This is a genomic window from Periweissella fabalis (assembly GCF_012396505.1).
Classification (GTDB): domain Bacteria; phylum Bacillota; class Bacilli; order Lactobacillales; family Lactobacillaceae; genus Periweissella; species Periweissella fabalis.
This window is the reverse complement of record NZ_JAAXPN010000005.1, coordinates 1-12,531: the sequence shown is the minus strand read 5'-3', so window position 1 is coordinate 12,531 and position 12,531 is coordinate 1. Positions and strand designations below refer to the sequence as shown.

13 protein-coding genes are annotated in these 12,531 nt (G+C 35.2%); 11 read left to right on the top strand and 2 right to left on the bottom strand.

Annotation, left to right across the window (positions count from 1 at the left end; translation table 11 throughout):
• The 4 genes from HF964_RS05540 to msrB all read left to right on the top strand — a co-directional run bounded on the left by HF964_RS05540 (position 1) and on the right by msrB (position 4,913).
• Positions 1-1,539 carry a UDP-N-acetylmuramoyl-L-alanyl-D-glutamate--2,6-diaminopimelate ligase gene (locus tag HF964_RS05540; RefSeq protein WP_168722063.1) on the top strand — a complete coding sequence of 513 codons (1,539 nt, stop codon included), beginning with the start codon at positions 1-3 and terminating at the stop codon, positions 1,537-1,539.
• A 317-nt stretch (positions 1,540-1,856) separates the two neighbouring features.
• The gene (thrS, locus tag HF964_RS05535; protein ID WP_168722062.1) at positions 1,857-3,806 is read left to right on the top strand and encodes a threonine--tRNA ligase; all 1,950 of its coding nucleotides are present in this window, start codon (positions 1,857-1,859) and stop codon (positions 3,804-3,806) included.
• 296 nt (positions 3,807-4,102) lie between these two features.
• Positions 4,103-4,459, top strand: a complete 357-nt coding sequence (locus tag HF964_RS05530; RefSeq protein ID WP_168722061.1) for an iron-sulfur cluster biosynthesis family protein — start codon at positions 4,103-4,105, stop codon at positions 4,457-4,459.
• A gap of 16 nt (positions 4,460-4,475) precedes the next feature.
• Entirely contained in the window at positions 4,476-4,913 is a 438-nt protein-coding gene (gene msrB, locus HF964_RS05525) for a peptide-methionine (R)-S-oxide reductase MsrB (protein WP_168722060.1), read from the top strand.
• Positions 4,914-5,031: 118 nt separating this feature from the next.
• On the opposite strand, the gene HF964_RS05520 is transcribed toward msrB, so the two are convergent.
• Positions 5,032-5,361 carry a hypothetical protein gene (locus HF964_RS05520; protein ID WP_168722059.1) on the bottom strand — a complete coding sequence of 110 codons (330 nt, stop codon included), beginning with the start codon at positions 5,359-5,361 and terminating at the stop codon, positions 5,032-5,034.
• A 93-nt stretch (positions 5,362-5,454) separates the two neighbouring features.
• Here HF964_RS05520 and HF964_RS05515 point away from each other — a divergent pair, with 93 nt between their 5' ends.
• From HF964_RS05515 to HF964_RS05500, 4 genes are all read left to right on the top strand, one after another.
• Complete coding sequence (locus tag HF964_RS05515; protein ID WP_168722058.1) at positions 5,455-6,996, top strand: patatin-like phospholipase family protein; 1,542 nt, start codon at positions 5,455-5,457, stop codon at positions 6,994-6,996.
• A gap of 171 nt (positions 6,997-7,167) precedes the next feature.
• Positions 7,168-7,863, top strand: a complete 696-nt coding sequence (locus HF964_RS05510) for a response regulator transcription factor (protein WP_168722057.1) — start codon at positions 7,168-7,170, stop codon at positions 7,861-7,863.
• A 48-nt stretch (positions 7,864-7,911) separates the two neighbouring features.
• Positions 7,912-9,369: a HAMP domain-containing sensor histidine kinase gene (locus tag HF964_RS05505; protein ID WP_168722056.1), complete on the top strand. Its 1,458-nt coding sequence runs from the start codon at positions 7,912-7,914 to the stop codon at positions 9,367-9,369.
• A 19-nt stretch (positions 9,370-9,388) separates the two neighbouring features.
• On the top strand, positions 9,389-9,667 hold the full coding sequence (locus HF964_RS05500; RefSeq protein WP_168722055.1) for an acylphosphatase: 279 nt from the start codon (positions 9,389-9,391) through the stop codon (positions 9,665-9,667).
• A 146-nt stretch (positions 9,668-9,813) separates the two neighbouring features.
• Here HF964_RS05500 and HF964_RS05495 read toward each other — a convergent pair whose 3' ends face one another.
• On the bottom strand, positions 9,814-10,464 hold the full coding sequence (locus HF964_RS05495; RefSeq protein WP_168722054.1) for a VTT domain-containing protein: 651 nt from the start codon (positions 10,462-10,464) through the stop codon (positions 9,814-9,816).
• A gap of 120 nt (positions 10,465-10,584) precedes the next feature.
• On the opposite strand from HF964_RS05495, the gene HF964_RS05490 reads away from it, so the two are divergent.
• From HF964_RS05490 to HF964_RS05480, 3 genes are all read left to right on the top strand, one after another.
• Positions 10,585-11,172 carry a peptidylprolyl isomerase gene (locus tag HF964_RS05490; protein WP_338091085.1) on the top strand — a complete coding sequence of 196 codons (588 nt, stop codon included), beginning with the start codon at positions 10,585-10,587 and terminating at the stop codon, positions 11,170-11,172.
• A 215-nt stretch (positions 11,173-11,387) separates the two neighbouring features.
• Positions 11,388-11,783: a CvfD/Ygs/GSP13 family RNA-binding post-transcriptional regulator gene (locus tag HF964_RS05485; protein WP_168722052.1), complete on the top strand. Its 396-nt coding sequence runs from the start codon at positions 11,388-11,390 to the stop codon at positions 11,781-11,783.
• A gap of 17 nt (positions 11,784-11,800) precedes the next feature.
• Complete coding sequence (locus HF964_RS05480; RefSeq protein WP_168722051.1) at positions 11,801-12,154, top strand: hypothetical protein; 354 nt, start codon at positions 11,801-11,803, stop codon at positions 12,152-12,154.
• The last annotated feature ends 377 nt before the right edge of the window (positions 12,155-12,531 follow it).

Below are 12,531 nucleotides of genomic sequence, written 5' to 3'. Positions count from 1 at the left end.
ATGGCCATTAGTTGGCAAGAAATTATTGATATTTTAACTAAGTATGAGTTATTAGTTAGTGTAGAGCGACCTAATGTTATGGAATTTAAAGCAATTGCATATGATTCGCGAAAGGTAAGTGCGGATACGTTGTTTTTTGTTAAAGGTAACTTCAAGCCGGCGTTTCTGACAAGTGCTATTGAAAGTGGTGCCCAAGCATTTGTTGCCGATAAAAATTATGCAGAAGGTGCTAACATAGCAGCAATTATTGTCAAAGATGTTCAAAAAGCAATGTCGCTTTTGAGTGCAGCATTTTATAATTATCCTCAAAATGATTTATTTATCGTGGCTTATACGGGAACAAAAGGTAAAACAACAGCAGCATACTTTACCCATGAAATTTTGCAAAATAGTACCCATGGAAAAACAGCACTTTTTTCAACTATTGATCGCATTTTAGGACCTAACGAACAATTTAAATCTGATTTATCAACACCAGAATCTCTCGATTTATTTCATGATATGCGCCGAGTTGTTGATAATGGGATGACACATTTGGTGATGGAGGTTTCTTCACAAGCATATAAAAAAAGCCGAGTTTATGGTTTACGATTTAATGTCGGTATTTTCTTAAATATATCACCTGATCATATTGGTCCACTAGAACACCCAACATTTGAAGATTATTTAGCTCATAAACTAATGTTACTTGATAATAGCGACCAAGTAATTATTAACGCTGAAAGTGATCATTTTGCGGAAATATACAATCGTGCTCAAAAGGGCCATGCGAGTGAAGATATATTTGTTTATGGTCACAAAGGATCTCAACCAGTTGTAAATGTGCAACCAGATGTTAGTTTTACTGGCCATGCAGATTTAACGCGAAGCCAACTTTTAGTTACAGCTCAAACAAGTAAAAGTAAGAAATTAGGTATTGCCGGAGAGTATAATTTAAACGTACCTGGTGATTATAATGAAAGTAATGCGGCTAGTGTTTTAATTGCAGTTGGATTGGCACATGCTGATCACCAAAGTATGGTTATAGGATTAAATGAAGTGACGGTTCCTGGTCGCATGGAGTCTTTTGCTACTAAAAACCATGGAATGGTATATGTTGATTATGCACATAACTATATTTCTGTTAAAGCATTACTCAGCTTCCTGCATCAGCAACATCCAGTAGGTAAAGTAATTGTCGTTTTAGGTTCACCTGGTAATAAAGGTGAATCACGCCGAGCTGGCTTTGGGCAAGCAGTGAGTGAAGAACAAGCAGATATTGTTTGGTTAACAGCTGATGATCCTCAATACGAGGATCCACAAGCAATTGCAGCGGAAATTGCAGCGGCTACTGACGAGACGGTTGTTGAATTGCACTACGAAATGGATCGACCAACGGCAATTAAGAAGGCTTTATTAATGAGCACGGATGATGATGTTGTAGCTATTGTTGGTAAGGGGCTTGATCCATATCAAAAAATAAATGGTGTCGATACACCCTATCGTGGTGATATGCAAGTGGCAAGAGATGTTATTGCAGAAATTGAGGCAAGCGTTTAAATTATTCTTGCTTAATTAAAATAAACGTGCTTTAATTAAAGCATAAATTAGTGATCAAGACACCTTCAATGGATATTTCTATTTTAAGAGAACGCAAAGCTTGGCTGGAACTTTGCGAATAGAAAGCTATTGTTGACTACTTGTGAAATGGCATAGCCAACTATGTTCGGGTTGTTTCCGTTATAAAACAGCTGAGGTTTTAGCTAGGAAAGCTAAAATGAATTTAGGTGGTACCACGTTTGTATATAACGTCCTTCATGACACAAATTAAGTGTCGTGGAGGACTTTTTTATTTTAAAAATTTGAGGAGCAAGTAGATGGCAGAAATTAAAATTACATTCCCTGATGGTTCAGTAAAACCATTTGAAAGTGGAATCTCAACACTTGAAATTGCTAAAAGTATTTCAACTTCTTTGGCAAAGAAGTCAATAGCAGGTAAGTTCGAAGGAAAATTTGTGGGCTTAAATGATGCATTAGCTAGTGATGGTTCATTAGAAATCATTACCAAGGATTCAGAAGAATCATTGGAAATTCTTCGCCATTCAGCTGCACATTTATTAGCTCAAGCGCTTAAACGGTTACATCCAGACACCCACTTTGGAGTAGGACCAGCGATTGCTAATGGATTCTATTACGATACTGATCGTCCAGCTGGCCAAGTGTCTGTTGATGAATTTTCACAAATTGAAGCTGAAATGAAAAAGATTGTTAAAGAAGATTTACCAATTGTGGGTCGTGAAATCTCACGTGCCGATGCGTTGGAATTATTCAAAAATGATCCATACAAGGTTGAATTAATTAACGATTTACCTGAAGATGAAAAAATAACAGTATATTCACAAGGTGAATTTACAGATCTTTGCCGTGGGGGCCACGTCGCTTCAACTGGTTTGATTAAGAACTTTAAACTTACTTCAGTAGCTGGTGCTTACTGGCGTGGTAAGTCATCAAACCCAATGATGCAACGAATTTACGGAACTGCCTTTTGGAAGGCTGCAGATGTTGATGCAGAACTTGCACGTCGTGAAGAAGCCAAAGAACGTGACCACCGTAAGATTGGTAAAGATTTAGACTTGTTCTTTACTTCACCAGAAGTTGGGGCTGGGTTACCAGTTTGGATGCCAAATGGGGCTACAATCCGTCGGACGTTGGAACGTTACATTGTTGATAAGGAATTACAACACGGTTACGAACACGTTTACACACCAATCATGTCTAACTTGAACTTGTACAAGCAATCAGGTCACTGGGACCACTACCATGATGACATGTTCCCACCAATGGATATGGGTGATGGTGAATTCCTTGAATTACGGCCAATGAACTGTCCTTCACACATTCAAGTGTACAACCACCATGTGCACTCATACCGTGAATTGCCAATTCGGATTGCTGAAATTGGGATGATGCACCGTTACGAAAAATCAGGTGCCTTAACTGGTTTATCACGTGTACGTGAAATGTCATTAAACGATGGACACACTTTTGTGATGCTTGAACAAGTTGAAGAAGAATTCAAATCAATCTTGAAGTTGATGGTTGAAGTGTATGCTGACTTTAACATTACGGACTATCGTTTCCGGCTTTCATACCGTGATCCTGAAAATACTGAAAAGTACTTTGATGACGACAACATGTGGATTAAGAGCCAAAAGATGTTAAAAACTGCCATGGACGACATGGGTCTTGACTACTTTGAAGCCGAAGGTGAAGCAGCCTTTTACGGTCCAAAACTTGATGTTCAAATCAAGACAGCTCTTGGTGGTGAAGAAACGCTTTCAACAATTCAATTGGACTTCTTATTACCAGAACGTTTTGATTTAACTTACGTTGGTGAAGATGGTCAAAATACACACCGGCCAGTTATGATTCACCGTGGCTTGATTTCAACGATGGAACGTTTTACGGCTTACTTAACTGAATTATACAAGGGTGCTTTCCCAACTTGGTTAGCACCTAAGCAAGCAGTAATCATCCCAGTTAACCAAGAAGCTCACGGTGCTTATGCTGACGAAATTATGCGTAAGTTACAAGTAATGAACGTGCGGGCAACGGTTGATACTCGTAACGAAAAGATGGGTTACTTGATTCGTGATGCCCAAACAAGTAAGGTACCATACACCATTGTAGTTGGGGATCAAGAAAAAGAAAATGGCACCGTTACAGTTCGTCGTTATGGAGAAGAAAAGACGACACCAATGGCTGCTAGTGAATTCTACGATGTTATCTTGAGTGATATTGCCAACTACTCACGTGAAACTAAGTAATTTATTTTCATACTATCTTTGGCCAATAGAAAGAATAAGCTATAGTTTTGATGGCGATATGTGGGAATTTGATAAAAATCCCCAGGTAAAAGAATAAATTAGAAAAGACCGATTTTGTAAAAAAGTCGGTCTTTTTCGTATTTTATGAAATTATCTATTCTTTGACTTTAGACAAAAAAACGAGTAAACTAACGACAATTATATTACTAACTAATTACTAGTGAATTTAATATTCACTTAATTATATGGCTGTATGATGTTTACAAGTTAATATATTAATATACTAGGAGGTTGCAATGTATAACTTAGAAATTACAGGGAAACTAGAAGAACGATTGATGAAAGCTGTTAAGGCTGGTGCCAAAATCTTACTTGATTTAGATGATGGGACAGGTCAATTTGCAACTGGTGCGGCTTCTTGTACAATGGATACTGCTTTTAGAATAATAATTGTCAAACAAACACAAGATACACCAGACTACCAACTTGAAATTAATTCTAATATTGGTAAAATTTATGTGAAACCACACTCAAAGGACATGCTTATATCACAGATGAAGCTTGCTTATATACCTCCATTTAACCAGTTAACTTTGAGTGGACTTGGAGAAGTTATTGATCCCAATGTACAAATAAAAAACTTATTTGATTGAAAATAGGAGAACTTCGATGATTAAAAACAAAGATGAGTTAATTAAGCAATTGGACAAGGAAAGTTATCACGTTACACAAGAAAAAGGGACTGAAGCACCCTTTATGAATAAATATGATAATTTTTTTGAACCAGGAATTTACGTTGATATTGTTGGCGGTCAACCACTATTTTCATCGACAGCTAAATATGATTCTGGATGCGGTTGGCCAGCTTTTTCTAAGCCAATTGATCGAAGTTTTATTCAAGAGCATCGAGATCGTTCTTTTGGAATGGAACGAGTTGAAGTTACTAGTGGACAAGCTGAAAGCCATTTAGGGCATGTTTTTAATGATGGCCCAACTGAACTTGGTGGGCTTCGATATTGTATAAATTCAGCATCACTAAAGTTCATTCCTAAAGCTGAAATGCGAGCACAAGGATATGGCGATTATCTTGACTTAGTTGAAGATTAATATTAAGTGATCATTATTAAGTAAGTGATAAATTAAAAAGTCGAGAGAATTTTCTCTCGGCTTTTATGTTTTAAAGAAGCTAATCTAAGAATGTATTGATGATGCTTGGAGGTATTAACTAGTTATTATATGCAATATGCCGAATTGATGTTGGCCATACAATGGTTGAAACTTTATTATCGATACTATGCAAAATAAGATTATTTGATGCCGATAACGTTAAATAACCTGAAAGTTGGTAAATATTTTCAGTGTAAAATGAAACATTACATTGAATGGTAATTTCAATATGTTCTGCTAATGCAATCTCAAGGCGATTAATAATTTCATCAGCCGACATTTGGCGAGCTCGTAATATTTTGTTATGCTTAGACATACGTTTAAAAAGTTTAAATTTGTTAGCGACGTGTGTAACATCGTTGGTAATCAAATTAAATGGCATTTGCATTTTAGCACCTCCAGGCACGCAGTATGTTTTACTTTTATATCATTATACGAACAAATGTTCTTAAATGCAAACTAAAAATCGAGGTAGTTTATTTTGAAAGTCTTTCAATCAAATCAAAATATCACGCAATTAACTGATTTTACACAATTATTAGCGTTTAATCTAGATAATGAAGTAGCACGTTTTAAATATATACAGCAACCGTTAGGTGATCAGATAAAACAATATATTGTAGTGGAGCAACAAAAGATTGTTGCAGTAGTAATTGTTGATATAACCACAAATATTCGAGTTGTTAAGCATGGATTAATTCGAAAAGGGGTAAGTAAACCTAATGTTTTTGATGCACTTAGTACATATTTTCAATCCTTACGTTGGTCAGGTGTCCAATACCAATTGGTAAGTAATTGGGATGAACACTATTTATTACAACGTGACTTCGAAGCGAATGGATTAATTTTTACGAAGAAGTATGATTATCCAATCTATTTTATATTTGGTGGTGGTGGTGCACATGGGGCTTTTCAGACAGGGGCTTTTGATGTATTAAAGGCAGCTGGTATTATTCCAGAAGCAATTATTGGAGTTTCTGTAGGAGCTATTACAGGAATGTCTTTAATGCATCTTGACAGTGCAACGGCACATGAGGTTTGGCAATTTTTAACAACCAAACATGTTTATGGGGTACCAGAAATTGGACCAACTAGGGAAAAGTTTACACGTGCAATGATTAATCAAATAATTTCGCGCGATTTCAAATCGAAACGCTCATTGTATAATCTATTTTTACCAGTTGCAACTAAAGAATTACAAAATCCCCAAGTAAAGTTTATGCTAATAACAACTAATGCCAAGGCTTTAACGCAAAAACTTATTACTGTTAATAAAGATATGACACCTCAAAAACTTGCACAATGGGTTGTCGCTTCAAGTGCATTTTATCCAGTTGTTTCACCAATGGAAATTGATGGTGATAGATATATTGATGGTGGTTATTCAAATGATGTACCCATTAATGAAGCTATTAAGCAAGGTGCTAAGGATATTTATATATTTGATATTCAGGGGATGGGGCGCTCACGGCGTTACCAAATTCCTAGAGATGTTAAACTACATTGGATTAAAACTAAATGGGATTTAGGTCCGATGTTAGATTTTAATCCAGTTAAGTCACAGGATAATTTAAAATTAGGTGAATTGGAGGCACAAAAATTTTTAGGCCAATTAGTGGGGGCACGGTACTTTTTTAGTGAACGTCCTAAGTTTAATACGTTTGACTGGGAAAACTTAATCGAGCAATTTGCTAGTACTGATTTTACAACCAAGTTTATTCCCCTGTTAAATAATCCAGTACTTGAACATTTATTGCGGTTAAAACTTAGTAAATTTCTTGGTAACAAAATTAAACCTAATCAGATTTCAGGTCAAATGTTAGTTGAATTTAGCGCATACATATTAGGCATCAAGCCGACTGAAACGTATACTCATCAAACATTTGTTACAGCAATCAAGCAGCATGCAAATCAAGCTAATATAATTACTAAATTTAATTTGCCAGCTGATGAGTGGAGCCTAGCGTATCTATATCAACACCCAGAAGTTATATTAATTGCAGTAATATATTTACTAGTTTAATGGCAAAAAAATGAGAAAAAATGTAAATTAAATGACATTTTTTACTATAAAAAGTCCTTTTTTTTTCTAATAAAAGTCAAAAAATTATTGAATTGATGCAATTAACTATCAATTCTTAGAAAAAAATGTTAAAATTAGAGAGCTTAAAAAAGATAGAACGAGGAGTTGCCGATGAGTAAGATTTTGGTCATTGAAGACGAAAAAAATTTAGCCCACTTTGTGGAATTAGAGTTACAACATGAAAATTATGAAACTGATGTACGAGATAATGGTCGTGCTGGTTTAGAGGCTGCTATTGCTAATGATTATGACGTGATTTTGTTAGACTTAATGTTACCTGAATTGAGTGGCTTAGAAGTCGCACGTCGATTGCGTGAAGTTAAAAATACGCCAATCATTATGATGACAGCTCGTGATTCAGTAATCGATCGTGTTTCAGGGTTAGACTATGGTGCAGATGATTACGTTGTTAAACCATTTGCAATTGAAGAGTTATTAGCACGTGTACGGGCTTTACTACGACGGATTAATATTGAAACTGAGGCTCATGCACCACACCAATCAACCGTTAAATTTAAAGACTTAGTTATTGAAAAAGAAAATCGGATTGTTCGCCGAGGTGATGAAGTAATTAATTTGACGAAACGTGAATATGAATTGCTACTTACATTGATGGAAAACGTTAATGTAGTACAAGCACGTGATGATTTATTGAAGCGGGTTTGGGGTTATGAATCTGAAGTTGAAACGAATGTTGTTGATGTGTACGTTCGATATCTTCGTAATAAGATTGATGATCCAGAAAGTGCACGTTCATATATTCAAACGATTCGCGGAACTGGGTACGTAATGCGTAGCTCAAATTAATTAGGATAAAGGGCTGGACAAGCGTCAAGCCCTTTTTTGGTATATTTAATGACACAAGAAAATGTTTATCGCCGTTTTTCCGTTAAATGGAAATGGGCATTAGGAACGACTATAGGAGTGTTTGTTGTTTTCTTAGTATTTAGTTTACTGATGTTTCGTGCGTTTACACAGAATGCATTAGATTCACAACATCAAGAAATTGATAATGCCCTTAATGCAGTGAGCCAACGATTTACTTCAGTAAATACACGTAACCTAACTTTGGACATGATTGAACCATCTTTACAGCCAGGTAATGATCATGTGCATACAATTTTAAATGATGAATTAATTGCTAACGTTGCCAGTAAAAATTTAACACTGACAATTTTTGACCGCCAAGGAGTACAACTATTTACTAGTCATACTAATTTAGTTGCTATGGAGCATAAAAGCCGCTTTGTAGGACAACGCCTAGTTAATGTTAATGGCCAACAATTATTAGTCGGCCGAGTACCGGTGTATGCTAAGAACTCTAATCGGATAGTTGGATACGTTCAAATAGTTGACAGCCTTGAACAATACCATCATATGTATATAAAATTAGTCAAAATCTTAGTTGTGTTGATGCTATTGGGATTAATGGCAATTGCATTGTGGGGTTATTTATTGGCTGATTGGTTATTAAGGCCAGTGGAACATATTGCTAAAACGATTGCTGAAGTTGAGCATGATCCCAAAACAACCGAGCGTGTACCAGATTTATTACGTAATGATGAATTATCAGATTTAGGTGTCATTTTAAATGAAATGGTTGATCGGATGCAACGTTATATTGACCAACAATCACGATTTGTCGAGGATGTGTCACATGAACTAAGAACCCCAGTAGCAATTGTTAAAGGTCATATGGATTTATTAAATCGTTGGGGAAAAGATGATCCACAGATTTTAAATGATTCGATAAAAGCTTCTTTAGATGAGATGAAACGAATGGAAACACTTGTACAAGAGATGCTTGATTTAACACGGGCTGATCAAGTTGAGATTAATTTCCGACATGAAGCAACGGATGTACAAGATGTCGTTTATCAAGTTTATAATAATTTTTCATTAATTCACCCAGATTTTAAGTTCAGCTTAGAGGATGATATTCATAAAAGTACAATTATATCGATGTATCGTAATCACTTAGAACAAGTGTTGATTATTTTATCTGATAATGCCTTTAAATATTCACAAGAGCGCAAGGAAATTCATTTTGCGATGTCGCGGACAAGTCGTGAAGTTCAAATAGCAGTACAAGATTTTGGTGAAGGGATTTCGCAAGAAGATGCTAATCATGTTTTTGATCGCTTTTATCGAGTCGATAAAGCACGTTCTCGTGAAAAAGGGGGGAATGGTCTAGGCTTAAGTATTGCTCAAAAGTTAATTGAAGGGTATGGTGGTTCGATTAGTTTAGAAAGTTCGTTAGGTCACGGTTCTATTTTTCGAATTACATTGCCGATTACAAATACCGATAAATAATAAATAATGGGGGAAACTAATGCAAGTACAAGTAGGGTATCGAATTCAAGTATGGGGGCGTGTACAAGGTGTAGGTTTTCGTTATCAAACACAACAACTTGCGCGTGAATTAGGGATTACTGGATTTGTAGTTAATAAGATTGATGGTTCAGTGTTAATTGAAGCTGAAGGGGTTGCAACGAATATTATTAAATTTATTAATGCGGTCAAGGCATCGCCATCTCCATTTGGTGAAGTTATGCGTAGCCAAATTGATAAAATTGATATGGTGGGTTATCAAACTTTTGAAATACGCTAAACGGAGTGTAATAAAAGGTACCCAGATAATGAATGAAATTAGAAAAAGACTGAATTGTGAAAATTCAGTCTTTTTCGTATCTTATGAAATTATCTACTTTTTGGAACATATTGCTAGTAGCAAATCAATACTAAAAAATAGTTATGCTAGTTTACTTTGTTTTTCGAAAACTTTGATCGAACACCAGCAATAACGGCTGGTAAAAGAGTAACAATAATAATACCAAAGATTACAGCTGAAAAGTGATTTTGAACAAAGGGGATGTTACCAAAGAAATAACCAGCACCAGTACCAATGATTGTCCAAGTTGTTGCACCAATGATTGAATACTTTAAGAATAACTTGTATTCAACACCTGAATTAGCAGCAACAAATGGTGCAAAAGTCCGAATGATTGGCAAGTACCGAGCAAAAATAATTGCTATAGCACCATACTTAGCAAAAAACGCTTCGGATTTTTGAACAGATTCACGCTTAATAAACCGTCCTAAAATGTGGTGATCCATCATAGCGTGTCCGATATATTTTCCGATAAAGTAATTTAGAGAATCACCAGATAGTGCAGCAATCCAAAATAGCAATGCAAATAGCCAAGGATTTAGATGGTAAATTGGGTTTGCACTAATTGCTCCAGCAGCAAATAGTAAAGAGTCACCAGGCAAAAAAGGTAAGATTACAGCGCCAGTTTCAATAAAGATAATGGCAAAGAGAATCGCATAAGTCCAATTACCAAACTGGGTTACAATTTGGATAACGTGTTTGTCGATATGGAGAATAAAATCAATTAGGTAACTCATTTTAGAATATTTCCTTTATCTTTTTTAGTTGTTATAATTAAGTTTACCAGATTTATTTGTTTTTTTTTGCTAAACTTGAGTAAGTTATCAATTTTAAGAAATAGAGGTTTGAGAATAATGATTGAATATCCCCAATTAACTCCTAACGAATACAAGGGACCAAAGGCAACTTTGCACACTAACTACGGTGACATTGAAGTCATCCTTTTTCCAACCCAAGCACCTAAAGCCGTTGAAAACTTTTTAACACATGCTAAAGATGGTTACTACGATGGTATTATCTTCCACCGCGTTATCAATGATTTCATGATTCAAGGTGGTGATCCTACTGGGACTGGTTTCAATGGTGAATCAATCTGGGGCCACAATTTTGAAGATGAATTTTCAGATGACCTCTTTAACATTAACGGTGCTCTTTCAATGGCCAATGGTGGTCCAATGACGAACGGTTCACAATTCTTTATTGTGCAAAATCAACACATGGAACCAGCTTTTGCTAGTCAATTAGCTGGGGCTGGCTACCCACAAGCTATTATTGATGCCTATGTTAACAATGGTGGTACACCATGGCTTGATCACCGACACACGGTTTTTGGTCAAGTTGCTAATGGCATGGACATTGTTAATAAAATTGCCCTTGTTAAAACAGATAGTGCTGACAAGCCACTTGAAGATGTTGTGATTGAAAATATCACGGTAAACGATTAGTAAAAAGTTACTACAATACTAACTAAAAAGATTCTAGCGGTAGCTAGAATCTTTTTTATTTCTATAGTAAGCTTCCAAGTAAATAGTATTAATTTTACAACTTGACTACCTATATAGTTAGAATATAGTAATTTGTGATGTAAACATGTATACTAGTTTTAGTAAAAATATTATTAAGCAAAGATATATAAATTATAAGTAAAGGGGGGCGAGAAATGTCAGAATATCGTGTTGGCATGCATGTTCATGGGAAAGTGACTGGTATTCAACCATACGGGGCTTTTGTTAGCCTAGATGAAAAACATCAAGGCTTAATTCACATATCAGAATGTAAGTACGGCTTTGTGGGAGACATTAATAAGTTGTTACAAATTGGTGATATGATTGAAGTAGTGATTCTTGATATTGATGAGTACACGCAAAAGATTAGTTTATCATTGCGTTGCCTTACAGAGCCACAAGTAACTAATTTGAGAAAACTAGAAAATGTACATCAAACGCACAAACATTATTGGACTAATCGGAATACAGTAATTGGATTTACACCAATTGAACAAAATATTGAACAATGGATTAGTGAAGGCTTGAAAGATACGGTAAAAATAAAGTAAGTTAGGTGGGAATAAAAATGTCAATGGTTGCAGGAACGATTGTAATGATCAATGATGGTATGCCACTATACCTAGTTAAGTATGTAGGAGAAATAGCCAGCTTTTTAACTGTCAAAATGCATAAACATGCAGGTGATACAGCATTAGGAACGTTGCTTAGGGCAATGCAAAAAGATTTTGACATCAATAATTTAAGGCTAGATGAGCTAGATAGCATTAATGTTGATAATCAGATTGGTTCATTATATGTATTTAATATAGTAGAACCAATCGAAATGTTACCTAATAATGGGTACAAATTTGTGGAAGCATCTAGTTTACATAGTCTATTAGAAACGGTTGATATGTCTAGTGCACCTAAGTTACTTTAACTTATTTAAATTTATTGAATAAAGAGCTTGCGTTTATTAATTCAAGGTGTTATTATTTAATAACTGTCCTAAACAATGATGTTTACGACAGCAAATTAAAATTAAAATTAAGTATTGACTTACTTTTTAAAAACTGATATTATATAAAAGTTGTCAGTTAATAACTAATATGATTCAAATTAAAATAATCAAAAAAGTTGTTGACATAACGGGATTAATAATGTATATTAGCTAGTTGTTGCTTCATTAGGAAGCACAAACGTAGATCTTTGAAAACTGAATAAAGTTTTGACAATCAAATGTGTAAGTACTTTGAAATTAATTTTCAGAGTTAAACAAATTTGCGAATGTCAATTTCGCTAGTAAATTATGCTTCA